Here is a 24,512-nt window from a genome sequence, read left to right as displayed (position 1 = left end):
CAATTTCATGTGACTCGGGCGGACGCTAACCGGGAACACCGCCCACGGAAAGCCGGAAACCGGCAGTTTCGCATTTGCCCTCGATTTGGGCAGGTCTCCACTCATGCGGATGTGTTGAATGCAGGCCACTTTACCCGGGTCCGGCGCGCGAGTTAAACGCTAGGAGTTTCCTTTCGGGTGCGAAACGACTATGTGCCGTTGAATTGGTCCGTTGTGCCAACGAGAAAACATATTGATTGAGTGTCCGGCTGGATTACATCCGGACGATCGGGAGTAACCAAGACCGTGTCCAACCGGATCCGTTTCAAGCACATCGTCGCAGTGTCGCTGTTCGCGGTTCTGTCGGCCTGCGCGTCGCAACCCCAGGACGCAGCGGCCCGCGGCGAGGTCTTCGACCCCTACGAAAACGCAAATCGCGGCATTCACAAGTTCAACCTGGGCGTCGACCGGTTCCTGTTCCGCCCGGCCTCGAAGGGCTATGTGAAAATCGTACCCGACCCGATGGTCACCAGCTTCAATAACTTCGCTGAAAACATCTCGTTGCCCGGACAGGCCGTCGACTATCTGCTGCAGGGCAATCTGAAACAATCGGGCAACGCCCTGCTGCGGTTCGTGATCAACTCAACAGTGGGCGGGTTCGGTCTGTCCAAACCGGCGGATGAGTTGAACCTGCCGCCGGTTGATACCGATTTCGGCGAAACGCTTCATGTCTGGGGCTTCGGCGAAGGTGCTTATGTCGAACTGCCGTTCTACGGCCCCTCGACGACCCGGGATGCGGTCGGCGTTGTGGTCAACCTGTTCTCGAACCCGATCAACTTCTCGCCGACGCGACCGGCCGACAACCTGGGCGTCTATGCCGAGGTGGTGCGGCGGATGGGCGATCGGGGCAGGTTCTCGGACACGGTCGACTCGATTCTCTATGAAAGCGCAGACAGTTACGCTCAGGCCCGCCTGATCTATTTGCAAAACCGCCGGTTCGAACTGGCAAGGGACGATGAGGATGCCTATCTGGGTCTGTACTCCGATCCCTACGCCGATACCGGCACCGACCCGGTCAGGGACCCATACCTTGACCCTTACGAGGACCCATATGAGGACCCCTATGCTGAATAACGCCATGAACCGCCGTACCTTTGCCGCCACCGCCCTGGCCGGGCTGGCCGTGGCTGGCCTTCCGCAGCAGACCTTGGCGTTGACCGAGGCCAGCGCCACGCAACTGGTCAACAGCGTCGTTGCCGAAATCACGCGCGTGATCGACTCGGGCAAATCCGAAAGCGCCATGCTGCGCGATTTCGAAAAGATCTTCGTGCAGTATGCCGACGTTCCGATCATGGCGCGCTATGCGTTGGGCGCCGACGCCCGCAGCGCCAGCAATGCGCAGATGCGCGAATTCACCAAGGCTTTCCAAGGGTACATCTCGCGCAAATATGGTCGACGCTTCCGCGAGTTTATCGGGGGTGAGGTCACCGTGAAGAATGCCCGCAAGATCAAGGCCGGCTACGAGGTTCGCAGCAGCGTCAAGCTGCGCGGCGAAGCGCCGTTCGAGGTGACCTTCCTGGTGTCGGACAAGTCGGGTCGCGACAAGTTCTACAACATGTTCATCGAAGGCGTGAACCTGCTGCTGACAGAGCGGACCGAGATCGGCGCCATGCTGGATGCGCGCAAGGGCAACCTGGATCAGTTGATCAATGACCTGAAAAAGACCGGCTGAACCAACCGGTCAGAGTAGTGATGACGCCGCGCAGGATCCCTGCGCGGCGTTTTTCGTGGCTCAGTTCAGGCGTTCGCCTGTCGCTTTCGCAAAATAGGACACTTTGCTCATATCAAAGGCCAGGTTCAGCATCTGACCGGCCCTGGCGCTGGTCTCGGCATGCAGGCGCGCGGTGACCTGTTTGCCGCCCAGTTCCGACACGACGTAGGTATCGGCACCGGCCGGTTCGACCATATCGACCAGGCAGGCGGCCTCTTGCACACCGGCACCAGCGCGGAACCCGGATTCAGCGATGTCCTCGGGGCGCAGGCCCAGGATCACCTCTTCGGGCAGGTCCAGATCGCGCGTATCCGTCAGCACGATCGGGTCAGCCCCATCCCGCGCAATGGCAACCTGCGTGCCGGTCCCGTTGCGCTGGACCCGCGCCGGGATCAGGTTCATCGCCGGCGAGCCCATGAAATCGGCCACGAACAGGTTGGCGGGGCGATTGTAGATCTCGGCCGGGGTGCCGATCTGCTGCACCACGCCGCCCTTCAGCACCACGATCTTGGTGGCCAGGGTCATCGCTTCGATCTGGTCATGGGTCACATAGACGATCGAGGCATCCAGCGTCTGATGCAGCTTTTTGATCTCGGTCCGCATCTCGACCCGCAGCTTGGCATCCAGGTTCGACAGCGGCTCGTCGAACAGGAACAGCTTGGGGTCGCGCACCAGCGCCCGGCCCATTGCCACACGCTGACGCTGGCCACCCGACAATTGGCTGGGGCGGCGGTTCAGCAACGGCTCGATCTGCAGAAGCGCGGCGACCTCTTTCAGCTTGGCGTCCTGTGTCGCCTGATCGACCCCGCGCACCTTCATGCCAAAGGTGATGTTCTTGGCCACCGACATGGTCGGGTACAGGGCGTAGGACTGGAACACCATCGCGATGTCGCGGTCTTTGGGGCTGACATGGGTCATGTCCTTGCCTCCGATCGACAGCGTCCCGCCCGAGATCGGCTCGAGCCCGGCGATGCAGTTCAGCAGGGTCGACTTGCCACAGCCCGAAGGGCCGACCAGCACCAGGAAGTCGCCCGGTTCGATCGAGATGTTGATGTCCTTCAGAATCTCGGTTGCGCCGTAATTCTTGTACAGGTTTTTGATATCGAGGATGGGAGCCATGGGTTATCCCTTCACGGAACCGGCGGTCAGGCCGCGGATGAAATACTTACCGGCAACGACATAGACGAGCAGCGTCGGCAGCCCCGCGATGATCGCGGCGGCCATGTCGACGTTGTACTCTTTGACGCCGGTGGTTGAGTTGACGATGTTGTTGAGCGCCACGGTCACGGGCTGTGTGCCCGCCTGGCTGAACGAAACGCCGAACAGAAAGTCATTCCAGATCTGGGTGAACTGCCAAATCACGGTCACCACGATGATGGGCAGCGACAGCGGCAGGAAGATCGACCAGAAGATCCGAAAGAACCCGGCACCATCCACCCGCGCCGCTTTGGTCAGCTCGGCCGGGATGGTGACGTAGTAGTTGCGGAAGAACAGCGTGGTGAAGCCCAGCCCATAGATCACGTGGACGAAGATCAGGCCCGGAATGGTTCCGGCAATCCCCATCAGGCCCAACAGACGCGCCATCGGCAGCAGGACCACCTGGAATGGGATGAAGCAACCGAACAGCATCAGGGAAAAGATGATGTTGGCCCCTTTGAAACGCCACTGTGCGACGACAAATCCGTTCAACGCCCCCAGAAGGGTTGAGATTGCCACGGCAGGGACCGCAATCAGGACCGAGTTCCAGAAATAGGGCCGCAGGCCTTCGCACTGGATACCGGTGCAGGCGCCCGACCAAGCGGTTTTCCAGGCATCCAGACTGACCTCGCGCGGCAGCGAGATCAGCGATCCCGTGCGAATTTCCTCGAGGCTTTTGAGCGATGTGGTCAACATCACGAAAAGCGGCATCAGGTAGTAGAGCGCAAAAAGACCAAGCAGGACATACAGCAACCAACGCAGGGCAATCTTGCCCGTGGCACTCTGGCTGCGAGTTCGGGTTTGGGGCATCGACAGATCAGTCATTTTTCGCCCTCAGTTCTGAGTAGAGGTAAGGAACCACGATGGCAAAGACGACCAGCATCATGATCATCGCGGACGCCGCCGCCTGGCCGATATCGCCGCGCGAAAACGCCATGGCGTACATGTAGGTTGCGGGCAGATCGGTCGCGTAACCCGGACCGCCGCCTGTCAGGGCGATGACAAGGTCAAAGCTCTTGATCGCAAGGTGGGCCAACACGATGAAGGCCGACAGGAAGATCGGAGCCATCGACGGAATGATGATTGCCGTATAGATCCGCCAGGTGGGGATGCCATCGACCTGCGCGGCCTTGATGATCTCACCATCCACCGAGCGCAGTCCGGCCAGGAACAGAGCCATGACAAAACCCGAGCTCTGCCAGATCGCGGCGATGACGATCGTGTAGATCGCGTAGTCCGGGTTCACCAGCCAGTCGAACTTGAAATTCGTAAAGCCCCAGCCCTGGACCATGGCCTCGATACCCAGACCCGGGTTCAGGATCCACTTCCACGCGGTGCCGGTCACGATCATCGACAGCGCCATCGGGTACAGGTAGATCGTACGGATCGCGCCTTCGACGCGGATCTTCTGATCCAGCAGGATCGCCAGCAGCAGGCCCAGAACCATCGCGATCACGATGAACAGCGCGCCAAAGACGTAAAGGTTGTTGATCGCCGTGTCCCAGCGGGGCGAGTCAAACAGGCGGTCATATTGGATGAAGCCCTTGATCTCGTATTTCGGCAGCAGTTTCGATCGGGTCAGCGACACCCAGGCGGTCCATCCGATAAATCCGTAGACAAAGATCAATACGGCGATGAACGACGGTGCCAGCACCACCTTGGGAAGGTGGTTTTCCAGCCATTCGGACATTTTTTCCTCCGGGGAAAGATGCTCTGCCCCGCAGTATAGGGGGCAGAGCGTGTTGGATCAGTAGCTGTTTGCCACCGCGTCCGCCAGTTGCTGAACCGCGTCAGCCGAGGACATATCCGAGTTGAAATGTGCGGTCACGACGTCGGTGATCGCACCAGCCTGCGCACCGCGCAGCGCCATGCCATGTGCGTAGGACGGCAGCAGCGAGCCATTGGCGGACGAAGCGCCCATGTCTTCGGCCGAGATCTTGGCGCAGATGTCGAACTTGTCCAGTGCGACGTCGGTCCGCGCCGGAATCGAACCCTTGTTCAGGTTGAACACTTCCTGGAACTTGGGGGCCACGATCAGCTTGGCCAGCAGTTCCTGACCGGCGCGCTTGTCGTCGCCGTCCACGTCGAACATGGCAAAGCTGTCGACGTTGTACAGGTAGCCGTCACCAGGGGTCGAGGCGCACAGGAAGTCTTCGCCGGGGACCTTGCCCGCGGCAAGGAATTCACCCTTGGCCCAGTCACCCATGATTTGGAAGGCGGCCTCACCGTTCATGACCATCGCCGTGGCCAAGTTCCAGTCGCGGCCCGAGAAGTTCTCATCAACGAACCCGCGCAGGGTGCGCATCTGGTCAAAAATCTGAACCATCGTGTCCGAGGTCAGAGTCTCAGGGTCCAGATCGACAAAGGCCTTCTTGAAGAACTCGGGTCCGCCGATGCCCAGCGCAACTGCTTCGAAGACGGTTGCGTCTTGCCAGGCCTGACCACCGTGGGCCAACGGGATGACGCCTGCGGCCTGCAGCTTCTCGGCAGCGGCGTTGAACTCGTCCCAGGTGGTCGGCATCTCAATGTCATTGGCAGCCAGGATGTCGGCATTTGCCCAGATCCAGTCGATACGGTGCACGTTGACCGGTGCGGCACACCAAGTGCCTTCGCACTGCATGTGCGCCGCGATCGAGGCGGGCAGGACTTCGGCCCAGCCCTCGGCCTCGGCAACGTTCGAGATGTCCGCCAGAACACCCTCTTCATACCATTCCTGGATCGCCGGGCCTTTCAGCTGAACGGCGGTCGGCGCGTTGCCGGCCAGAACGCGGGCGCGCAGCGCGGTCATCGCCGCGTCTCCGCCGCCGCCTGCAACGGGCATATCCGTCCAGGTGCCGCCATTGGCCGCAAACTCTTCCTGCAAAACGGCGACCGACTTGGCCTCGCCGCCCGACGTCCACCAGTGCAGAACTTCGGCCTGCGGTTCGGCCATCACCGACGTGCCAGCCAGAACGGCCAGCGACGACGCCGTGGCGAGTGCGAAACGTTTCATGTTTGGTATCCTCCCAGATCCTTGTTTGCTGCCGCGGGGCAGCGATGCGGGACATTACCGGCAGCCGCTTGCCGTCTGGCAATGGCAAATTTCCCATGTATCCGGCACGGGCTGCAAATTTTCCCGCCTTTTGTTACAGCGTGTTACGTTGACCTTGAATCTGTTGCAGTCCGTTACAATTGAGGGCAGCGTCGAGGGGGAAATCGGGGAGGAACAGCGTGAGCATTCCACGTCTGCTGGTTGTGGATGACGATCCGGAAATCCGGTCGATGTTGACCCAGTTCTTTCACCAGAACGGGTTCATTGCCCTGCCAGCAGCAACCGAGCGCGAGGTGCAGGCACACCTGAAATCAGGCCGCATAGACCTGATCCTTCTGGACGTGATGCTGGGTGATGAAAACGGTGTTGAGATCTGCGCCCGGCTGCGCCGCGAACAGGACGTGCCGATCATCTTCGTGTCGGCCCTGTCTGCCGATCACCAACGCATGGCCGGGTACGAGGTGGGCGCTGACGACTACATCGCCAAGCCGTTCAACCCGCAACTGCTGCTGGCGCGCGTGCGCGCGGTGATGCAGCGCGCGCGGCGCACGCCATCGCTGGCCTATCGCCGGCGGATCCGCACGTTCCGCTTTGGCGGATGGGTCTATGACGGAAAGCGCGACGAGGTGCATGCCCCGGACGGGTACCAGGTGTCGCTGTCGCAGCGCGAAACCGCGCTGCTCAAGGTGCTGCTGGCCAACCCGCACATTCCGCTGACCCGTGACGAGATCGCCGCCGCGCTGGACGTCACGGGCACCGGTGACAAGCCCGAAGCGCAGGGTCGGGCCATCGACGTTCTGGTGGGGCGGCTTCGGTCCAAGATCGAGGCCAACCCCAAAGATCCGCAGATGCTGCGCACGGCCCGCGGTGTCGGCTATGTCTTCGCCTGCGAGGTCACCGTGGAACAGGAGGCATGACCCTGCGCCTGCGGGATCTGGGCTGGGCCTGGAGCCTGGGTGCGTTTGCTGCCGGGCTGTTGGCGGCAGGACTGTGGTTTTCATCCGTTCGCAACTGGGACGCCTATCTGACCCGGGCCTATGTTGCCGGGTTCTCGGTCTACGAAGATCTGCGCACAGGTCGCGCCTCGCATCCCGACGTGTTGATCACGCCACTGCCGCCCGAGGCGGCAAGTCTGGCCGATGCGGGTGAATTCGAGCAGTTGCCCGACCTTGCAGGACGCCGGTTTCTGACCAACCTGTCCATTCTGACCGACAGTTCGGCACCGCTCAGCGGACGGAACCTGACGCTTGCGGTCTTGTCCGACCGGCTGGTCTATCCGGTATCCGACATCGTGTCAGGCAGCGATCAGACCGGGCCGCAGAAGATGGGCAACCTGACACGCCTGCTGGCCACCTATTGCAGCGAACCCATTCTGGTGGCCCGGTTCGGACAGGGCGCGTGGCAGAAGATCGACGGTACGCAGGTCTGGGGGTGCGATGCGGCCCCGGCCGACCTGCGTCTGCCTGCGATCTTTTTGGCGGTCGTGGCACTTGCGATCATTCTGACATCAGTTGGCAATGTGACAGACAGCTTTTCGCGGTTCTCCCAGTCGCTGCGTGACCGCCGGCGCAGCGGGGGTCCGGACAGCTACGACATGTCCGGGCCGGCCGAACTGCGCGACATCGTATCGGCGGTCAATACGCATCTTGAGGACGAACGCGCACAGCTGGAAAAGCGTGCCACGGTCCTGTCCGGCGTCAGCCACGACCTTGGGACGCCAGCGGCCCGCGTGCGTCTGCGCGCGGCGCTGATTCCGGACGCCGGGTTGCGAGAGAAGCTGGAGTCCGATGTCGACCAGATGACCGGCATGATCGAAAGCGTGTTGACCTACACCCGCTCGGAACTGAGCATCGAGGACCCGCGCCAGATCTCTCTCACCTCACTGGTCGAGTCGCTGGTTGCCGACTACCAGGATATGGATCTGCCTGTGACCCTGAAACAGGTCGCCCCGGTCGAGGTGGAGGGCGCGGCGTCGCTTTTCATGTCGCGGCGCGGGCATGGCTCGCTTCCAGAGACCCGTCGCATCCTTGTCATGGCGCGACCGATCTCATTGAAACGGGCGCTGACGAACCTGATCGACAACGCGCTGAAATACGGGCGCCACGCAACGGTTGAACTAGAAACCGACGCGGAAACCGCCACGATTGTCGTCGAAGACAAGGGAACCAACTTGTCCGTCTCGGATATCGAAGCGCTGATGGCCCCGTTCCGGCGCGGTTCGAACATCGGGTCGTCCGACGGGTTCGGACTGGGCCTGACAATCGTTGCAACCGTGGCAGAGCAACATGGTGGCTCGCTGCGCTTTGAAGCGGGTGATCAGGGTCTACGGGCACGGCTGCAAATCCGGCGCTGAGACCGTCCACACGCAGGCTAGGAATAGCTTCGCACCAAGGCACTGGCGATCAGGGACCACCCATCCGCAATCACGAAAAACGCCAGTTTGAACGGCAGCGAAACCGTGGCGGGCGGCACCATCATCATCCCCATCGACATGAGTACCGCGGCCACTACAAGATCGATGATCAGAAACGGTAGAAATATCAGGAATCCGATCTGGAACGCGCGGGCAACCTCGGACAGCATGAAGGACGGCATGAGAACCGAAAGAGGCGCCTCCGGCGACAGCTCCATCGACGCGGTGTCGGGGCGCAAGGCCGCCATGGCCCGAAACGTGTCACCATCCAGCCGCGCCACCATGAACTCGCGGAACGGCACCATGGCACGTTCCAATGCAGGCTCTACCGCGAGCGTTTCTTCGACCATTGGTCGGATCCCGGTATCCCAAGCCTGGGTAAAGACTGGCTCCATGATGAAGTAGGTCAGAAACAGCGCCAGGCTGACGATCAGCATGTTGGGCGGGGACTGTTGCAATCCGATCCCCTGCCGCAGAATACCCAGTACCGTGACCAGAAAGGGGAAGCAGGTCACCATGATCGCAAGGCCGGGTGCCAGGCTGAGCACCGTGATCAGCAGGATCAACTGAATGGTTCGCGCCGATATGGATCCGCCGTCGCCCAATGACAGCGACAGCTCCTGTGCCGATGCCAGTGCTGGTGTCAGCACAAGGATCGCCGATGCACACCAGGCCGCCCGACGCATCATCCAAGTCCGTTCTGGAAATCCGAAATCTCGGTCAGACGCACCGCCAATTGACCGGCGTTGTCCCCCTCCATTTCCTCGAGCAGACCACGGGCGACCAATTGGTCGCCGACATACAGATCCACCGGATCTTCAACCCGTTTGTCCAAGGTCAGAACGGCGTTCTCACCCATGGTCAACAAGTCGCGTATCAAGGGGCGCGCCCGACCGACGGAAGCCGTCACCTCGATGGGAACGGCTTCGAACGGGTTGGGTCTTTCAGGTTTGGATGCAGGTGCGTCACTCATTTGACAAAGCCTCTTTTGCCTCAAAAACATATGCGTCGAAAGCGGCGGCGATCGCGTCCAGCAGCGCGGTGCAATCAACCTCGGACCGGGCGGTGCCGACCTGCAACCGCGCCTGACCTGGCAGCAACTCGGGGTCCGCGACGACCTTGGGGAGGGGCGTGATGTCGACGGGCAACAACGCCTCGACATCCCCTTCAACACCGGGTGGAACCAACAGAAGGATCGGTTCTGCAACCTGCGCATTGGCCATTTCGCTCAACTGCTCGATCACGCGGGCGGCAAGCCCCCGATCCAACGCCTGGGGAAGAACGGTCTGAACCAGAGCGCTGAACATCGGTTCAAGCGACAAGGTCATCCGGGTCAGAGCTTCCTGGTAGGTGAAGGACATGTCGGAGAAGGCTGCCCGCATATCCTCGGTCAGCGCAGCGCGATCTTGGGCTTGGGCCTGCAGCGCATCCTCCCACCCGGCACCATATCCGCGTTCGAAAGCGGCGAGCCGCTCTTCCTCCAAAGCTTCTTCGTCCAGCAATCGCAGATCCGCGCCGTCGGCCTGAGCCGTGAAATCCTCGAGCAGGTGGGCGATCGACATCACACCTTCTCCTCGTTTTCTTCCAGCCAGTTCCGCAGAATTTCGACCGTCTCTTCCTGTTTGTCCCCGATCATGGCGCGCAGACGGCCGACCGCATCTTCGCTTGCCGTGGACCCAATCGCAGGCACAGAGCCTCCGTTTTCACCCTGGCCGGTGAGAGCGCTGAATTCCTGTCCATCAGCATCTGAGATTTCACCGACAAGATATGGCGCGCCGCCCTCGGCGGAGGCTGCGGCAGGCGGCAAGGCTGGCACTGCGGCCGAACCGGTCAGGATCGGCCGGATCACGAACAGCCCCATGACCAGCGATACGATGGCCAACACTGCCATCTGTATCAGCGACATCGTATCCAGATGGATGCTTTGCCAGACCGAAGCGGTCGCCAATGTTCCCTGCGGTTCGACATTGGGCAGTTCCAGGGATTTCAGCGTGATGACATCCCCGCGATCCGCATCGAAGCCCACGGCCGAGGCGACAAGCTCTTCCAGAGCGTCCAGTTCCGGCTGTGCCATCGGTTCAAAAACCTCGGCACCGGTGGCGTCCGTTGTGCGGATTCCGTTGACGAGCACGGCAACCGTCAGGCGTTTGATGGCGCCCGGCACCCGCAGAACTTCAAGCTCGGTCTCTGAAACCTCATAGTTGATCCGCTCGCGGGTTTGCGTGGCTGAAGAATTCGATTCATCGCTGCCATTGCCGTCCCCGTCCGGCAGGTTGGACGCGACCGTCACATCAGACGACTGATTGCGGGAGGTATCCGACCGTTCCTCGACATCGGTGCTGATTGCGACGCGGCCCTTGGGGTCAAACCGCCGCTCTCTTATGGATTCGGTCTCGGTGACCGTGTCGACGCTGACTTCGACCACCGCATTGCCGGGTCCGACGCGTGCCTCGACCAGCCGCAGGACGCGGTCGCGCAAGACCTTGGCCTTGTCATCGGCAGTGTCGGCGGCAACCGCCGTCTCTTGCGGGCCGATCACCGCACCGTTGGAATCGATCACCGCAACATCCTCGGGCGCGAGGCCGGTCACGGCGGAGGCCACCAAAAAACGGATCGCCTTGGCCTGCTCAACCGTGATCTTGGCCCCGGATGGCACCAGATAGACCGAAGCGGTTGGCGAAACGCTGGGCTGGAACGGGCTTGTGGACCCGCTGGCAATGTGAACCCGCGCCTGCCCCACATGAGGGCTGCTGACGATGGTTCGCGCCAGTTCACCCTCCTTGGCGCGCCGATAGGCAGCGTCGAACATCTGCGAGGTCGTACCGAACCCACTCAGGGTATCCAGCAGTTCATAACCCCGGTTGCCATTTGCAGGCAGACCCTCGCTTGCCAGGGTCATGCGCAACTCGTCGCGTTGCGAGCCCGGAACATAGATTGAGCCGCCACGAATCTCGTAGGTGACACCGCGTTGATCCAGGGCGCGGACGATATCCCCCGCCGCCCCGCTTTCCAGCCCCGAATAGAGGAGTGTCATGGACGGAGATGTCACCAACCGCGACATCGCCAGGACACTCAGGAACACGACGATAGCCGCCCCCGCCACGATGATTTGTTTGCGCCTGCCCAAACTTGCCCAGACAGTTCCAATCTGCTGCACGCTCACCTCCGACTCGTCGACATTCTGTGCGGCTCGTGCCCTGTTTGAACGATTGCCCTTAACAATCGGTTAGTCCCTGCGGGGTTATGACGGGTGCCGAACGCAAGAATGAGGACGCCATGACAGACGCGACCGTGGATGAGGCAGAAGGCCCGAAGAAGTCGGGTAAAAAGGGACTGATGATTGGCGTGGTTCTGGCGCTGCTGGGTGCTGCGGGCGGGTACTATGTGACCGCGTCCGGGCTTTTGGGCAAAGCCCCAGAGGCCGAAGGAGAAACAGCGGAAAACGCGGACGCCGGACATGCGATCGATGCGTTGCCGGACTTCGGGTTCGTCGACCTGCCGCCCGTGATCGTGTCCGTGAATTCCGGCGATTCGCGCCATCTGAAATTCCACGCGCAACTTGAGGTGGCCGCCGGTCACGAGGCCGAGTTGGAAAAGATGATTCCCCGCATCATGGACGTGATGAACGGCTATCTCCGGGCCATCAACCTGTCTGACCTCGAGGACTCGCTGGCCCTGGTTCGCATCCGCGGGCACCTGCTGCGGCGCATCGGCATCGTCGTTGGCGAAGGTCGGGTACGTGACGTTCTGGTCACGGAATTCGTATTGAACTAGGAGGCGAAATTGGAACTGATCTCGGACATTCTGCTGGTCGCCGGCGCCTTGGGGGCCGGATTGTACTGTTTTGTTCTGTCCCGACGCCTCAGGCGGTTCACGGACCTGGAGCGGGGCGTCGGTGGCGCGGTTTCCGTGCTGTCCGCACAGGCGGAAGAACTGAAAAAATCCCTGGATGCCGCGCGTGCTGCATCTGACCAGGCCGGGCACAAACTGCAGGATCTGACCGTGCGCGCCGAGTCAGTCGCACAGCGGCTTGAGTTGATCATGGCGTCGATGCACGACGTGATCCCCGAGGACAAACCCGCGGCTGAAGAGCCTGCAAATTCCTCGGCCGAAACCAAAAAGCCGTCACCTCTCGAAGCGGAACCGGTCTCGCTGAAAGAGGAATCCGGGCCTCAAGCACCCGAGCAACCCGCCGAGCCTGAGGCGGTGGAACCAAAGCCATCCAAGCCGGAAGCCGAGGTCAAAATCACCAACGACCCCGCAGAGGATCCCGGCCCGATTCCCAAAGGCGTATTGTTCTTCAGGCACAAGGCGCAAGGTAGCGAGGCCCGATCCTGATGCGCAGCCTGCAACCTGTCCAGCGTCGACCACGTGGTGGCGTTCTGACCCTCATTTCAGCCTTGATGATCAGTTCCGCCATCATACGGCTGGGGCTGGAGGCTGGGCCGGCTTTGGCAAGGGGTTCTGACCCCTCGGAAGTCTCGGCACACAGCACCGAATCGGACGAAAAACCGGACATGCAAGCCTTGCTGACCGAATTGCTGCGTCGGGAAGCAGCCGTCAAACAGCGTGAGAGCGCGCTGCGCGACAGGGAGCGTGCCCTGGAGATTGCAAACGAGGCCATTGCGACGCGCCTCTCTGATTTGCAAGAGACCGAGGCATCGCTGCGCGAGACATTGGCCGTGGCGGACAAGGCGGCTGAAACCGACCTTGCCCGTCTGACCGATGTCTATCAGAACATGAAGCCCAAGGACGCCGCGGCGCTGTTCGAAACGATGGATCCGGTTTTTGCGGCCGGTTTCCTGTCGCGTATGCCGCCTGAGGCTGCTGCGGGTGTGATGGCCGGTCTCAGCCCCGAGGCCGCCTATACCATCAGTGTCGTAATGGCCGGACGCAACGCCAACGCCCCCACTGAGTAGCCGCCATGAGCCCCACCCACAAAGACCGCTCTGCCGGAGAGACCACATGATCGGAATTCTTGGAATCGTCTTTATTTTCGTAATGGTGTTCGGCGGCTACCTCGCCGCCGGCGGCAAGATGGCGATCATCCTCAAATCTCTGCCGTTCGAGATGATGATGATCGGCGGGGCCGCCATCGGCGCCTTTCTGATCAGCAATGACCTGTCGGCGGTCAAACACACGATCAAGGATCTGGGCAAGGTTTTCAAAGGCCCGAAATGGAAGCCCGAAGACTACCGCGATCTGCTGTGCCTTCTGTTCTCACTGATCCGGCTTGCCCGTTCAAATCCGGTCGAACTCGAGCAGCACATAGAAGACCCTGAAAACTCGGCCATTTTCGCGGCCTTCCCCAAGATACAGGCGGACAAAGAGGCCGTGGACCTGATTTGCGACACCATGCGGTCGGCGGCGATGAACTATGACGATCCCCATCAGGTTGAAGAAGTTCTGGAAAAGCGGATGGATGCCAATTTCCACCACGCCATGCATTCCAGCCACGCCCTGCAAACCGTGGCGGACGGGTTGCCGGCACTGGGGATCGTCGCGGCCGTTCTGGGCGTGATCAAGACCATGGGCTCGATCGACCAACCGCCCGAGGTCTTGGGCAAGTTGATCGGAGGTGCCCTTGTCGGGACTTTCTTGGGCGTCTTTCTGGCCTACGGGCTGGTCGGCCCCTTCGCCGGAAAGCTGAAAGCGGTCGTGGAGGAAGACAATCACTTCTATCAACTGATCCGGGAAGTTCTGGTTGCCAACCTGCACAATCACAACCCTGCAATGTGTATCGAGGTTGGTCGCCAGAACACGCCGACCCACAATCGCCCCGGCTTCACCGAATTGGAAGAAGCCTTGAAAGAGATCAAGCAGGCGGCAGCATGATCCGGGTTTTGCTCCTGACCCTTGGCCTGAGCGCATCGGCAACTGGAGTGCTGGCAAAGGATGTTCCGGTGCGGTCCGGCGAACATGACGGCTTCACGCGGCTTGTTCTCAGCGTTCCTGCGGGCACCAACTGGAGCCTCGCCCACCGGAAAAACGGTGCGCGCCTGGCGGTCGAATTGGACGACGTGGAATTCAAGACCGGATCGGTCTTTGCACGATTGTCCGCAGGCCGGCTTGAGGCCATATCGCAGGCCGATTCCGGCGCGCCGCTTGAGTTGGACTTCGGCTGTGACTGCGCCGCGACCGCTTTTTTGTACAAGGATACGATGATCGTTGTGGACATAGCGGCGCAAAAAGCCTTGCCTCCGCCAAGTCTGGACATTCCATCGATTGTGATCCCAGAACAGACTTCCAAGCGTCGTCCACAGGCCGAAGCGCCATCAATTGAAATCGTTGCCCCACTTCCGCAACTGGATCGCGATGGCCTGCAGCAGCGCCTTTCGACCCGTCTGTTGCAAGGCTCGGATCGCGAGCTTGTCGACCTGAACGTCACACCTCCGGGTCCGCGTGCCTCGGTGCCGGAAGCGCTTCCGGACATCGCGCAGGATCTGCCTGCTCATATCCAGGTAAGCTCGATCCTTGACGAGTTGGGCAAACTGGGAGAGCCACCTCTGCAACCTCTGGAGTTGCTGCCAGCCTGTATTTCGGATGCCGAATTGGGGTTCGACACCTGGTCTGACGGTCGGCCTTTTGCGCATCAGGTGGCTGAGCTGCGAGCGGGCTTGTTCCTGGAGTTCGACAGGGTCGACAGATCCATCGCGCTCAAGCTCGCAAAGCTGTTGGCACACTGGGGTTTCGGTTCAGAGGCCATACAGGTTCTGCAGTTGATCGAAGATGCATCGCCGGAACAGGAATGGGTTCGAGCGGTCGCGCAAATAATTGATGATCAGCCTGTATCAGAGCCTGACCAACTGCGTGGGTTGCAACGCTGCGACGGCGCGGTTGCCATGTGGGCCGCGATGGCGGATGGCCAGTTGCAGGAAGATGCGCAGCAGGAACGGATGGAACAGGCGTACCTGAGGCTTCCTGAGCATCTACGCCGGATCCTCGGCCCCCGGCTGGCCGAGATATTCGTCACCTCCGGCCAGCTTGAAGCCGCCCGGCGGGTACTTCGTTCGGTGGATCGCGTCCAAACTCTGCAACACCCCGAGGTGACACTCGCGCAGGCAACTGTTGCTGCCGCTGAGGGAGATGCGGACACCCGCGACAATTTGTTGAACGACGTCATCGACAACCCAAGCTCGGATTTGGAAGCCCCGCTTGCCCTGGCCCGGCTCGTTGAAAAGAAGTGGGCAGAGGGTGGGGCCGTTTCGCGACGCCAAATCGATCTGATCTCGGGCTACGCGATCGAACTGCGCAATTCTGAATTGGGCCCGGTCATGGCCCGCGGTCACGCCCTGGCGCTTGCCCTTGGCAGCGAGTTTTCTGCGGCCTTCAATATCCTTGATGCCCATCGCGGAGACGAGACCTGGACCGGCACGCGCAATCGTATTTTGCATCTGGCAGCAGAGCGCGCGGATGACCTGACCTTTCTGCTGTATACAAGTACCCTGAAACCACATCATTTAGAGTCTATTTCGACCGAGACTTCGCTGTTGCTCGCCAAGCGTTTTGCGGACCTCGGCTTTGCCAAGCAAGCCCGAGACTTGACGGGTGCAGGTTCGGATGGGACACGCAGGCGCGAACGCGCCATCCTTCGGGCGCGGGCCGCGCTGCTGGAAAACCGACCGGATCTGGCCCTGCGCGAATTGGCCGAGGATCGCTCCGATGACGCTGAAAGGGTGCGGGCCCAAGCCCTGACCGATATGGGCAATTACGCGGCCGCCGTTGAGGCTTGGCGGGACATAGGGGATGAGGATTCCGCGGCGCGCCTGTCATGGTGGGCGGGGTTCAACTTGGAAGAAGTTGGGGCGAAGGACACCGCGCTGGGGCAGGTCATAGATCTGAGCTCGGCCCTGCGTGCGCCAGTGCAGCGAGAACCGGACAAGCCGATTTCAGACGCTGAACAGCTGCTTGAGGCCAGCGCCGACACGCGGCAGAAGATAGCCGAATTGCTGAACGTGACAACTGAACTGGAATAGCCAGGATCCGCGCGACGAACAGTCGGCTTGTGCGCCTCGCATTGAGAGCGTGCGCTTGTCAGAAAGAGCAAGCACCGGCAGACTGCCCGGCAAATTCAAACTTATCCAGATCAGGGGCAACGGATGTCCGGAGCGCTCATTCGATGTTTTGTCGCCATTCCCATATCTTCCGAAATCGCCCAGATATGCGCCGACGTCGCTCGCGCAGCAAATTGCGGTCGAAGTTTGCCTGCTGAAAACCTTCATCTGACGCTGGCTTTCCTGGGCGACCAGACCCGAAACGCCTTGATCGAATTGAATGATCACTTCGAAGTGCTGAGGCGCCCGGCCATTTCCGTCAGACTGTCCGGGCTGGGCAGTTTCGGAAACTCGCTGCACATGGTGGTAGAGCCCGATCCTGGACTCCTGCACCTGCATGAAAGCGTCCTGCAGTGCATTGGGCGGGCCGGGCTGACGCTGCAACGCCGCCGCTTTCGACCGCATATCACCATAGTTCGGGGTATTGAATCGGCTCTAAACAAGGCCATTTTGCATATCCCAGTTCCCCAAACCACCATGGTGGTGACCCAGTTCAACCTCAACTCTTCGACACTTCGGCCGGACGGGGCACGATATGAAACGCTGTCGACCTATCCTTTGCAACTGCAAGGCTGGTCGCGTCAGGCTGACGACTTCGCCGACCGGTAGAGAGGCTGCACCATGTCACTAAACCGGGTGCTGGGATCGGTAAGGTTCAAAACCGCCCTGCTCAGATTCTTGGCAGCAGACCCTCCGATTTCCGGAGAAGAAAACTCGACAAACTTGTCGATGACGTCCTGTCGCGACATCGGAGACTCAGGCCCGCCCCGGGCATGGATGTCGCCCGAGCGGAAAACGCGACCGTCTTGCGTCGTTACCTGAACGTCGGCCCAGCGCCCAGCGGGAAAGCGGGAATTATGGCGGTCCGACTCGGATACGGTGATGCGGCTCAGGAAATCGGCGACCATCGGATCGGACAATCCATCGCCGCCGATGTGCTCGACCCCGATCCGCCCGTGTACCGCAAAAGTCGAGACAGCAAATGGCAGCGAGTATTGCGCCTGCGACGTCGTCTCGGGCATCCCCGAATACAGTTGAACCGCTTCGTGAAAACTGTGGATCTCGACACGGGCGATCTGGTGATGGGTCAGACCGTGCGAGTTCATCACCATGCGCAGCCCGTCTATGGCGGCATGGGCCCAGCGGCAGATCGGATAGGGTTTCACATATTGATGTTCCATCTGCCAAAACGTTCCGAGGTCCTGCCAATAGGGTGCCGCGCGGGCTTCCTCGATGGTGATCGCGGGGGCGCCGGTAAAGCCGCGCTCGGCCAGAATTGCCGCGGACATGCCCACCAGCGCGCCCCAGCCCGAGCCGTCATGCAGCATGGTGGGGTTGGCAATCTCGCGCATCATCTGGCTGCGAGGGCCGTGATATTCGGCAATACCAAGTCCTTGGCGTAACTGGTCCGGTGAATGGCCCCGCAAGCGGGCCGCCATGGCAACCACGCCCAGTGCGTTCCACGCCCCCGAGGTGTGATAGTCGCTGACGGTGGCGTGCAGCGCGATCCCGGCGCGGCCCGCAATTTCGTACCCGGTGATGACGGCAGCCAGCGCATCGGGTCCGGACAGGTCAAGGCAGTGTTCGGCCAATGCGCACAGCGCGGGCACGACCACCACGCCGATATGCCCCTTGGTCGGGTTGTAGCCGTCGTGCCCGTCGAGATTATCGGTCTGAGTCGCCGCCGCGTAGGCCGCGCCTGCCGGACTGACCCGGCGTCCATCGCACAGCATCCGCGCCGAGAACGCAGGATCGGTCGATCCGTACAGCAATGCGGCAGTATCGCGGGCGATCACGCCGGCCTCCATCGGGGTCGAGGCGATCACGATGCCCAAAGTATCCAGCAGCATCAGGGCTGCCGCTTCGCGCGCGCTGTCGGGCATCTGGTCCGCCGGGCGGTTCAGAACAAACTCGGCAACGCGGGCGAAGGTTTCGGTCACCTGGCGCCCTCCATCGCCGGTTTCTGATCTCGCAGGCGCAGGCCCTTTGGGTCGAACGGAGGCGCATGCAGGATCCGCGCCCTGTGCGGCTTGCCCAGGATAAAGACATGCACCTCGTCACCCGGCTGGGCCACGGCTGGGTTGGCGTATCCGATGGCCAGCGACTTGCCGACCGTATAGCCATAGGCGCCCGAAGTGACGCGCCCCACGGGCGTACCATCTGGGGTAAAGATCGGCTCGCCCCCGCTGGCATCGGCATCGTGGGTGACATCGACCTCGAAAATCGACAGCACCTCGCGCACGGGATTGTCCTTGATCGCCAGCCAGGCCGCCTTGTGCAGAAAATCCTTGTCTGGCTTGATCAACCCATCCAGACCGACCTCGTGCGGCCAGTACTCCTGCGAATACTCGCGCCCCCATGAGCCATAGCCTTTTTCGATCCGCAACGCGCCCAGAGCCCGGCTGCCGACAGGTCCACCACCGCAGGCGCGGGCAGCATCCAGAAGCGCTGTATAGAGTCTGATCTGGTCCTCTTCGGCGCAGTGCAGCTCCCACCCCAGATCGCCGGTGAAGCTGACGCGGATGGCAAGGCAGGTGACCCCGGCAACCTCGATCGTGGCCGAGCGCATGAAGCGGAACGCCTCATTCGAGAGGTCGGCGTTGGTCAGCCGTTGCAAGGCCTCGCGCGATTTCGGGCCGGCGATGTTGAAGCCCGCGATGCGGTTGGTGGCAACGTCGAAGGTGGTGCCCTCGGGCAGGTCCACCATGTTGAAGAACCTCTGGTGATAGCGTTCGGCCATGCCCGAGCCGATCATCATGTATTCGTCTTGGGCCGTCTTGGTGATGGTGAAATCGCCCGCCACGCCGCCGCGTACGGAAATCAGCGGGGTCAGGCATGAACGTCCAACCTCGGTCGGCACCCGGTTGGCCACCAGCTGGTCGAGCCGGTCATGCGCGCCCGGCCCCTTGATGACGTAGTTGGCAAAGTTCGAGATGTCGATCACGCCCACGCTCTCGCGCAGCATCCGGGCCTCTTGCCCCGCCGGTTCGAACCAGTTTTGGCGGGTGAAGCCGGTGGTCTCGTCCGTTCCGGGGCGGTCGGCGAACCACAGCGGGTGTTCCCAGCCGCAGTTGAGGCCGAAGACCGCGCCCATCTGTTTCTGCATCTCGTAGGCAGGGCGCACGCGGGCGGGGCGGCCGGCGCTGCGTTCCTCGTTCGGGAAATGGATGGCGAAGCGGTGGGAATACTGATCGGCCACCCGCGCCTTGGTGAATTTCTTGTCGGCCCAGTCGCCGAACCGCGCCAGATCCCAGGCAAACATGTCGTATTGCGGCTCGCCCTCGATCATCCATTGCGCAGCCAACAGCCCCAGCCCGCCCGATTGCGAGAATCCGGGGATGATGCCGGTGCAGCAGAAATAGTTGCGCAGCTCGGGCACCGGCCCCCAGATGGCGTTGGAATCCGGCGACCAGATCATCGGGCCGTTGATCACCCGTTTCACGCCTGCGGTCGCGGCCACCGGCACACGCTCGGTCGCGCGGATCACGTTTTCCATGATCCGGTCCAGATCGTCAGGGAAGAGGTCATGGGCGAAATCCAGCGGCGTGCCGTCCTCGGCCCAGAACCGCATGTCTTTCTCGTAGGCGCCGATCAGCAACCCGTTGCCTTCCTGCCGGAAATAATACTCGCCATCGCGGTCGGCGATCGAGGGCAGGCGACGGCCAAGGGCGGCGACCTCTTCAATCGCTTCGGTCACGAAATACTGGTGCTCGGTCGGTTGCAGCGGCAATTCCAGCCCCGCCAGCGCGGCCACCTCGCGTCCCCACAACCCGGCGGCGTTGACCACCCATTGCGTGTGGATGTCGCCCTTTTCCGTGCGCACGATCCACGAGCCGTCAGGCTTCTGTTCAGTCCCTATTACGGGGCAAAACCGCTGAATCTCGGCCCCCAGCGCGCGCGCGCCGGCCGCATAGGCGTGGGTCACGCCCGAGGGGTCCACGTTGCCGCCGTCGGGTTCATACATGATGCAGCGGATGTCATCGAACTGCGCCAGCGGGTGCAGCTCCATCGCCTGTTCGCGGCTGATCTCATGGAAATTCAGGCCGTAGAACCGCGCCTTGGCCTCTTGCAGGCGCAGCTGGTGCTCGCGCGCCTCGGTCTGGGCGAGATACAGCGATCCCGGCTGGAACACGCCGCAGCCCTGCCCGGTTTCCTGCTCCAGCTGCTTGTACAGGTTCATCGTGTAGTGCTGGATGCGGGTGACGTTGTTGTTGTCGTGCAGCCCGTGGATGTTGGCCGCCGCGTGCCACGTTGAACCGCTGGTCAGTTCGTCCCGCTCCAGCAGGATCACGTCGGTCCAGCCCAGCTTGGCAAGGTGGTAAAGGATCGAACAACCGACAAGGCCCCCCCCGATCACGACGGCCTGTGCATGGGTTCTCATTGGGCTTTCTCCTGACTGGCGGGGGCGCGTCACCCCTCTGCCTCAGAAGTCAGCCACAGTGTGCGGACACCGTATGCTCTGTTCCCGACCCCAAATGTCGGGAACAGGGCAAGTTGGACCGGATTCCCGGTTTGGGAACGTCTAGTAGGGTGCCTCGACGTCGTTCATCGAGACATAGACGGTTTTCATTTCCGAATAGTGGTTGATCGCCAGCTTCGAATTCTCGCGCCCGACGCCTGACATTTTCGACCCGCCGAACGGGGCCTCGACCGGGGCCAGGTTGTAGGTGTTGATGTAGCAGGTGCCTGCCTCGAACCCGGCCACCACGCGATGGGCGCGGGTCAGGTCGTTGGTGAACACGCCGGCGGCCAGGCCGAACTCGGTGGCGTTGGCACGGGCCATCACCTCGTCTTCGGTTTCGAAATCCAGCACCGACATGACGGGGCCGAAGATCTCCTCGCGGGCGATGGTCATGTCGTCGGTCACGTCGGCAAAGACCGTGGGCTGAATGTAGAAGCCCGGGCGATCCAGCCGCGTGCCGCCATGGACCAGCCGTGCGCCCTCGGTCTTGCCCTTTTTGATATAGCCCAGAACGATGTTCATCTGGTTTTCGCTGACCATCGGGCCGAAATTCACGGCCTCATCCATCGGGTCGCCGATCTTAACGTTGGCAAGGCGTTCGGTCAGACGGGCCAGGAAGGCCTCTTTGATGCCCTTCTGCACGAAGACCCGCGTGCCGTTGGAACAAACTTGGCCCGAGGAATAGAAATTGCCCAGGATCGCGCCCGAGACGGCGTTTTCGATGTCGGCATCGTCGAACACGATCAGGGGCGACTTGCCGCCCAGTTCCATCGTGACGTGTTTCATGCCCTCGGCCGCGGCGGCATAGACCTTGCGGCCCGTGGGCACCGAGCCGGTCAGCGATACCTTGGCCACACGCGGGTCGGTGACCAGCGCGGCGCCCACTTCGCCATAGCCCTGAACCACGTTGTAGATACCCTTGGGGGCGCCGGCCTCGATCAGGATCTCGGCCACTTTCAACGCCGACAGGGGCGTGGTCTCCGAGGGTTTGAACACCATCGCATTGCCGCAGGCCAGCGCCGGGGCGCCCTTCCAGCAGGCGATCTGGGTCGGATAGTTCCACGCGCCGATACCGACGCAGACGCCCAGCGCCTCGCGGATGGTATTAACGAAATCGCCGCCACCCAGCGGGATGTGCTCACCGGTCAGGGACCCGGCCAGCCCGCCGAAATATTCCAACGCATCCGCGCCCGAGGTCGCATCGGCCACCAGCGTTTCCTGCAACGGCTTGCCGGTGTCATGGGTTTCGAGGATCGACAGCTCGCGGTTGCGCTCGCGCATGATGTCGGCGGCGCGGCGCAGGACGCGGCCGCGTTCGGTTCCGGTCATCGCTGCCCAGGCCTTTTGTGCCCGTTTTGCGCTGGTTAGAGCCTGTTCGATGATCTGCGGCGTGGCCGAATGCAGGCGGGCGATGACCTCGCCCGTGGCCGGATAGATCACGTCGATCGGGGTGCCTGCGGTGTCTTCGACATATTCGCCATCAATAAAGTGGCTGGCCTTGGGCTGAACTTTCATCGCGGATCCTTTTTTACTCTGGCCCCGGGGAACCGGTGCCGGTCGGTTTCATCCGCAGGTAATGATTATTGATTGATCAGTCAATAAAGCACTGCTTTGGGCGAATTCTTGCCAACAAAAAAAGGGGCCCTCTTGAAAAAAATGGTTAATGTTCCATTTCTGTTCTACATGATCGGAGGATCACCAGATGGAACAGTCTTTGCGCAAAACCGCCCCGATGGGGCCGACCAACGACTACCACATTCTGCCCGTCACGGACCGTCAGATGCGCTATGCGCGCGCGATCGCCCAGCAGTCCGCGCTGGAGATCCCGGTTGAGGCGCAGCGCGATCGGCGATCCATGTCCGATTGGATCTCGGCGCACAAGCCGCACGATCCCTCCCCCTTTGCCGACTACCCGACGGGCAAACAGGTGGCCTTTGCCGAGCGGATCTCGCGCACCAAACGCCGCCCGATCCCCAGCGAGTGCTTCCGCGACAAACGTGCGATGTCGCAATGGATTGAGCGGAACAAGTGAAGAAATGTGGCCGGCGGGCTCAGGCGTCTTTGTCATGGCGATGGCGATGCGACCGACCATACAGCCCTACGGCCGCTGCCACGAACAGGCCCAGTAGAATATAGCCGGTAATCGCCTCAGCCACGGCAAGCGCGCGGCACACGCCAACCGGCCGCAAGTCACCAAAACCAACCGTCGTGAAGGTAACATACGAGAAGTACAGGACATCCGCCGGACCGCGGGCGCCTTCAACGCACAGATCGTAGTACCCGTATGACCCGTAGACTGCAGCGAACAGAAACGGCACGACCTGAATGAAGGAAATCCCCATCAGCAGCAACTGCCGCTTGGGCGAGCGCACAAGCGCAATGTAGTACCAGGTTTGCGAGAACAGCCAAATCGCCAACCCGATGGTGGCTGCAGCTCCGATCGTGTCGCCGGCGGCGGATTCGGTCAGGTGTGAAAGGATGTACCAAGCCAGACCACTGAGTATGACAAGGCCCATCGCTGCGATCAGCGTGGGCTTCCAATCCTGCAATGTGGTTGGATCATGCGCCATCGTCCCCCTCCCAAGCACGGGTACCGGCCATTTTTTAACGCCGGGCGCATCATCGCAAGCTTTTTTGCGGGATTCGAAGCTATTGGCCGCCGATATGCTCTTCGCCCCGCGCCCTTGCCAGCATGATCTGTTTCTGCCGTTCGCGGAACCGGGCCTTGTCGGCCTCGGACGTCTCGTGGATGCATTGGTGGCAGGACACGCCGTGCTCGTATTCGGGGCGCTCCATGTCCTGGGGCAGGATCGGGCGGCGGCAGCCATGACACAGCTGGTGCGGTCCCTCGGCCAACCCGTGCCCTACGGAAACGCGATTGTCGAACACGAAGCACTCGCCCTTCCAGGTGCTGTCCTCGGGCGGGACCTCCTCGAGATAGCGCAGGATGCCGCCCTTCAGGTGATAGACATCCTCGATCCCCTGCCCCAGCAGGTAGTTGGTGGATTTCTCGCAGCGGATGCCGCCTGTGCAGAACATGGCGACGCGCTTGTTGTGGAACCGGCCCTTGTTATGCTCCCACCAGGTAGGAAAATCGCGGAAACTGGCCGTTTTAGGGTCGATTGCGCCGTCGAACGTGCCGATCGACACCTCATAATCATTGCGCGTATCGATCACCACCACATCATCCGAACGGATCAGATCGTTCCAGTCCTGCGGCTCGACATAGTGGCCGGTGCGGGCGCGCGGATCGACATCCGGCTGGCCCATGGTCACGATCTCTTTCTTCAGGCGCACCTTCATCTTTCCAAAAGGCGGCTGGCTGGCGGTGGCCTCTTTCCATTCCAGATCGGCGCAGCCCGGCAGCGCCCGGATATGCGCCAGAGCCGCGTCGATCCCGGCGCGTGGGCCGGCGATGGTGCCGTTGATGCCCTCATGCGCCAGCAGCAGTGTGCCCTTGACCGACTGCGCGCGGCACAGCTCCCGCAGCGGCGCGCGCAGGGCGTCCGGGTCGGCAAAACGGGTGAAGTGATACAGTGCGGCGATCGTGTACATGGCCGCGATCTAATGCGCGGCCCCCCGCAACGCAAGACACCGCATTGACG

The 24,512-nt window shown here is 61.6% G+C and carries 24 protein-coding genes; 11 read left to right on the top strand and 13 right to left on the bottom strand.

Annotated features, from left to right (window positions below; all coding sequences use genetic code 11):
- Positions 1-285: 285 nt before the first annotated feature.
- Together ACR0DA_RS11920 and ACR0DA_RS11915 are read left to right on the top strand one after the other, a co-directional pair.
- On the top strand, positions 286-1,113 hold the full coding sequence (locus ACR0DA_RS11920; RefSeq protein ID WP_170341043.1) for an MlaA family lipoprotein: 828 nt from the start codon (positions 286-288) through the stop codon (positions 1,111-1,113).
- Positions 1,103-1,711 carry an MlaC/ttg2D family ABC transporter substrate-binding protein gene (locus ACR0DA_RS11915; RefSeq protein WP_170433778.1) on the top strand — a complete coding sequence of 203 codons (609 nt, stop codon included), beginning with the start codon at positions 1,103-1,105 and terminating at the stop codon, positions 1,709-1,711. The genes ACR0DA_RS11920 and ACR0DA_RS11915 overlap by 11 nt, the downstream gene beginning before the upstream one ends.
- A 60-nt stretch (positions 1,712-1,771) precedes the next feature.
- Here the strand turns inward: ACR0DA_RS11915 and ACR0DA_RS11910 are convergent, their stop codons facing one another.
- Genes ACR0DA_RS11910 through ACR0DA_RS11895 form a run of 4 tightly spaced genes read right to left on the bottom strand, consistent with a single transcriptional unit; the run spans position 1,772 to position 5,939 of the window.
- Complete coding sequence (locus tag ACR0DA_RS11910) at positions 1,772-2,869, bottom strand: ABC transporter ATP-binding protein (RefSeq protein ID WP_170600303.1); 1,098 nt, start codon at positions 2,867-2,869, stop codon at positions 1,772-1,774.
- Positions 2,870-2,872: 3 nt separating this feature from the next.
- Positions 2,873-3,772: a carbohydrate ABC transporter permease gene (locus ACR0DA_RS11905; RefSeq protein WP_093964103.1), complete on the bottom strand. Its 900-nt coding sequence runs from the start codon at positions 3,770-3,772 to the stop codon at positions 2,873-2,875.
- Positions 3,765-4,637: a carbohydrate ABC transporter permease gene (locus ACR0DA_RS11900; RefSeq protein WP_170600304.1), complete on the bottom strand. Its 873-nt coding sequence runs from the start codon at positions 4,635-4,637 to the stop codon at positions 3,765-3,767. The genes ACR0DA_RS11905 and ACR0DA_RS11900 overlap by 8 nt, the downstream gene beginning before the upstream one ends.
- A gap of 57 nt (positions 4,638-4,694) precedes the next feature.
- Positions 4,695-5,939, bottom strand: coding sequence for an ABC transporter substrate-binding protein (locus ACR0DA_RS11895; RefSeq protein WP_480754163.1), 1,245 nt, complete (start codon positions 5,937-5,939; stop codon positions 4,695-4,697).
- Between the two features lie 218 nt (positions 5,940-6,157).
- Between ACR0DA_RS11895 and ACR0DA_RS11890 the strand changes: the two genes are divergently transcribed.
- Both ACR0DA_RS11890 and ACR0DA_RS11885 read left to right on the top strand, forming a co-directional pair.
- Positions 6,158-6,895 carry a response regulator transcription factor gene (locus ACR0DA_RS11890; RefSeq protein ID WP_170360520.1) on the top strand — a complete coding sequence of 246 codons (738 nt, stop codon included), beginning with the start codon at positions 6,158-6,160 and terminating at the stop codon, positions 6,893-6,895.
- Positions 6,892-8,331 (top strand): sensor histidine kinase, encoded by a 1,440-nt coding sequence (locus ACR0DA_RS11885; protein WP_170600307.1) that lies wholly within the window; start codon positions 6,892-6,894, stop codon positions 8,329-8,331. Before ACR0DA_RS11890 ends, ACR0DA_RS11885 begins: the two co-directional genes overlap by 4 nt.
- Positions 8,332-8,348: 17 nt before the next feature.
- Here ACR0DA_RS11885 and fliP read toward each other — a convergent pair whose 3' ends face one another.
- From fliP to fliF, 4 genes are read right to left on the bottom strand one after another with little or no spacing between them, the layout of a single operon-like run.
- On the bottom strand, positions 8,349-9,077 hold the full coding sequence (gene fliP / locus ACR0DA_RS11880; protein WP_437342671.1) for a flagellar type III secretion system pore protein FliP: 729 nt from the start codon (positions 9,075-9,077) through the stop codon (positions 8,349-8,351).
- Positions 9,077-9,364, bottom strand: a complete 288-nt coding sequence (locus tag ACR0DA_RS11875) for a FliM/FliN family flagellar motor switch protein (RefSeq protein WP_480754161.1) — start codon at positions 9,362-9,364, stop codon at positions 9,077-9,079. Before ACR0DA_RS11875 ends, fliP begins: the two co-directional genes overlap by 1 nt.
- Positions 9,357-9,953, bottom strand: a complete 597-nt coding sequence (locus ACR0DA_RS11870; RefSeq protein ID WP_170510048.1) for a FliH/SctL family protein — start codon at positions 9,951-9,953, stop codon at positions 9,357-9,359. The genes ACR0DA_RS11875 and ACR0DA_RS11870 overlap by 8 nt, the downstream gene beginning before the upstream one ends.
- On the bottom strand, positions 9,953-11,548 hold the full coding sequence (gene fliF, locus ACR0DA_RS11865; protein WP_480754159.1) for a flagellar basal-body MS-ring/collar protein FliF: 1,596 nt from the start codon (positions 11,546-11,548) through the stop codon (positions 9,953-9,955). The genes ACR0DA_RS11870 and fliF overlap by 1 nt, the downstream gene beginning before the upstream one ends.
- A gap of 119 nt (positions 11,549-11,667) precedes the next feature.
- Between fliF and ACR0DA_RS11860 the strand changes: the two genes are divergently transcribed.
- The 6 genes from ACR0DA_RS11860 (at position 11,668) to thpR (ending at position 17,054) form a co-directional block, all read left to right on the top strand.
- On the top strand, positions 11,668-12,165 hold the full coding sequence (locus tag ACR0DA_RS11860) for a flagellar basal body-associated FliL family protein (RefSeq protein WP_480754158.1): 498 nt from the start codon (positions 11,668-11,670) through the stop codon (positions 12,163-12,165).
- A 9-nt stretch (positions 12,166-12,174) separates the two neighbouring features.
- Positions 12,175-12,729, top strand: a complete 555-nt coding sequence (locus ACR0DA_RS11855) for a hypothetical protein (protein WP_480754156.1) — start codon at positions 12,175-12,177, stop codon at positions 12,727-12,729.
- Entirely contained in the window at positions 12,729-13,310 is a 582-nt protein-coding gene (locus tag ACR0DA_RS11850) for a MotE family protein (RefSeq protein ID WP_480754154.1), read from the top strand. Before ACR0DA_RS11855 ends, ACR0DA_RS11850 begins: the two co-directional genes overlap by 1 nt.
- 46 nt (positions 13,311-13,356) lie before the next feature.
- Positions 13,357-14,226, top strand: a complete 870-nt coding sequence (gene motA / locus ACR0DA_RS11845; RefSeq protein ID WP_480728155.1) for a flagellar motor stator protein MotA — start codon at positions 13,357-13,359, stop codon at positions 14,224-14,226.
- Positions 14,223-16,367, top strand: coding sequence for a hypothetical protein (locus tag ACR0DA_RS11840; protein WP_480754152.1), 2,145 nt, complete (start codon positions 14,223-14,225; stop codon positions 16,365-16,367). The genes motA and ACR0DA_RS11840 overlap by 4 nt, the downstream gene beginning before the upstream one ends.
- 123 nt (positions 16,368-16,490) lie before the next feature.
- Positions 16,491-17,054 (top strand): RNA 2',3'-cyclic phosphodiesterase, encoded by a 564-nt coding sequence (thpR, locus tag ACR0DA_RS11835; RefSeq protein WP_480754151.1) that lies wholly within the window; start codon positions 16,491-16,493, stop codon positions 17,052-17,054.
- Here the strand turns inward: thpR and ACR0DA_RS11830 are convergent.
- The 3 genes from ACR0DA_RS11830 to betB all read right to left on the bottom strand — a co-directional run bounded on the left by ACR0DA_RS11830 (position 17,027) and on the right by betB (position 22,422).
- Complete coding sequence (locus ACR0DA_RS11830; protein ID WP_480754150.1) at positions 17,027-18,385, bottom strand: MmgE/PrpD family protein; 1,359 nt, start codon at positions 18,383-18,385, stop codon at positions 17,027-17,029. The two genes, thpR and ACR0DA_RS11830, sit on opposite strands and share 28 nt — an antisense overlap.
- Complete coding sequence (locus ACR0DA_RS11825; protein ID WP_480754148.1) at positions 18,382-20,826, bottom strand: GcvT family protein; 2,445 nt, start codon at positions 20,824-20,826, stop codon at positions 18,382-18,384. The genes ACR0DA_RS11830 and ACR0DA_RS11825 overlap by 4 nt, the downstream gene beginning before the upstream one ends.
- A 141-nt stretch (positions 20,827-20,967) precedes the next feature.
- Positions 20,968-22,422, bottom strand: coding sequence for a betaine-aldehyde dehydrogenase (betB, locus tag ACR0DA_RS11820; RefSeq protein ID WP_480754146.1), 1,455 nt, complete (start codon positions 22,420-22,422; stop codon positions 20,968-20,970).
- A 187-nt stretch (positions 22,423-22,609) separates the two neighbouring features.
- On the opposite strand from betB, the gene ACR0DA_RS11815 reads away from it, so the two are divergent.
- A complete protein-coding gene (locus ACR0DA_RS11815; RefSeq protein ID WP_170360478.1) occupies positions 22,610-22,939 on the top strand; it encodes a hypothetical protein in 330 nt (109 codons plus the stop codon).
- A 19-nt stretch (positions 22,940-22,958) separates the two neighbouring features.
- Here the strand turns inward: ACR0DA_RS11815 and ACR0DA_RS11810 are convergent, their stop codons facing one another.
- Entirely contained in the window at positions 22,959-23,477 is a 519-nt protein-coding gene (locus ACR0DA_RS11810) for a potassium channel family protein (RefSeq protein ID WP_170360476.1), read from the bottom strand.
- Between the two features lie 79 nt (positions 23,478-23,556).
- A complete protein-coding gene (gene trhO, locus ACR0DA_RS11805) occupies positions 23,557-24,462 on the bottom strand; it encodes an oxygen-dependent tRNA uridine(34) hydroxylase TrhO (protein ID WP_480754144.1) in 906 nt (301 codons plus the stop codon).
- Positions 24,463-24,512 lie beyond the last annotated feature (50 nt).

It is taken from the genome of Ruegeria sp. CI8 (assembly GCF_056536865.1).
This window is presented reverse-complemented; position numbering and strand designations above follow the sequence as displayed.

What these genes read in the sequence shown, in the direction of transcription:
- ACR0DA_RS11910 (WP_170600303.1), bottom strand. Translation starts at nt 2,869, where the DNA reads ATGGCTCCCATCCTCGATATCAAAAACCTGTACAAGAATTACGGCGCA.
- ACR0DA_RS11915 (WP_170433778.1), top strand. Translation starts at nt 1,103, where the DNA reads ATGCTGAATAACGCCATGAACCGCCGTACCTTTGCCGCCACCGCCCTG.
- ACR0DA_RS11895 (WP_480754163.1), bottom strand. Translation starts at nt 5,939, where the DNA reads ATGAAACGTTTCGCACTCGCCACGGCGTCGTCGCTGGCCGTTCTGGCT.
- betB (WP_480754146.1), bottom strand. Translation starts at nt 22,422, where the DNA reads ATGAAAGTTCAGCCCAAGGCCAGCCACTTTATTGATGGCGAATATGTC.
- ACR0DA_RS11825 (WP_480754148.1), bottom strand. Translation starts at nt 20,826, where the DNA reads ATGAGAACCCATGCACAGGCCGTCGTGATCGGGGGGGGCCTTGTCGGT.
- ACR0DA_RS11810 (WP_170360476.1), bottom strand. Translation starts at nt 23,477, where the DNA reads ATGGCGCATGATCCAACCACATTGCAGGATTGGAAGCCCACGCTGATC.
- ACR0DA_RS11840 (WP_480754152.1), top strand. Translation starts at nt 14,223, where the DNA reads ATGATCCGGGTTTTGCTCCTGACCCTTGGCCTGAGCGCATCGGCAACT.
- ACR0DA_RS11860 (WP_480754158.1), top strand. Translation starts at nt 11,668, where the DNA reads ATGACAGACGCGACCGTGGATGAGGCAGAAGGCCCGAAGAAGTCGGGT.
- fliP (WP_437342671.1), bottom strand. Translation starts at nt 9,077, where the DNA reads ATGCGTCGGGCGGCCTGGTGTGCATCGGCGATCCTTGTGCTGACACCA.
- ACR0DA_RS11850 (WP_480754154.1), top strand. Translation starts at nt 12,729, where the DNA reads ATGCGCAGCCTGCAACCTGTCCAGCGTCGACCACGTGGTGGCGTTCTG.
- ACR0DA_RS11815 (WP_170360478.1), top strand. Translation starts at nt 22,610, where the DNA reads ATGGAACAGTCTTTGCGCAAAACCGCCCCGATGGGGCCGACCAACGAC.
- ACR0DA_RS11885 (WP_170600307.1), top strand. Translation starts at nt 6,892, where the DNA reads ATGACCCTGCGCCTGCGGGATCTGGGCTGGGCCTGGAGCCTGGGTGCG.
- thpR (WP_480754151.1), top strand. Translation starts at nt 16,491, where the DNA reads ATGTCCGGAGCGCTCATTCGATGTTTTGTCGCCATTCCCATATCTTCC.
- ACR0DA_RS11905 (WP_093964103.1), bottom strand. Translation starts at nt 3,772, where the DNA reads ATGACTGATCTGTCGATGCCCCAAACCCGAACTCGCAGCCAGAGTGCC.
- ACR0DA_RS11875 (WP_480754161.1), bottom strand. Translation starts at nt 9,364, where the DNA reads ATGAGTGACGCACCTGCATCCAAACCTGAAAGACCCAACCCGTTCGAA.
- ACR0DA_RS11870 (WP_170510048.1), bottom strand. Translation starts at nt 9,953, where the DNA reads ATGTCGATCGCCCACCTGCTCGAGGATTTCACGGCTCAGGCCGACGGC.
- ACR0DA_RS11900 (WP_170600304.1), bottom strand. Translation starts at nt 4,637, where the DNA reads ATGTCCGAATGGCTGGAAAACCACCTTCCCAAGGTGGTGCTGGCACCG.
- motA (WP_480728155.1), top strand. Translation starts at nt 13,357, where the DNA reads ATGATCGGAATTCTTGGAATCGTCTTTATTTTCGTAATGGTGTTCGGC.
- trhO (WP_480754144.1), bottom strand. Translation starts at nt 24,462, where the DNA reads ATGTACACGATCGCCGCACTGTATCACTTCACCCGTTTTGCCGACCCG.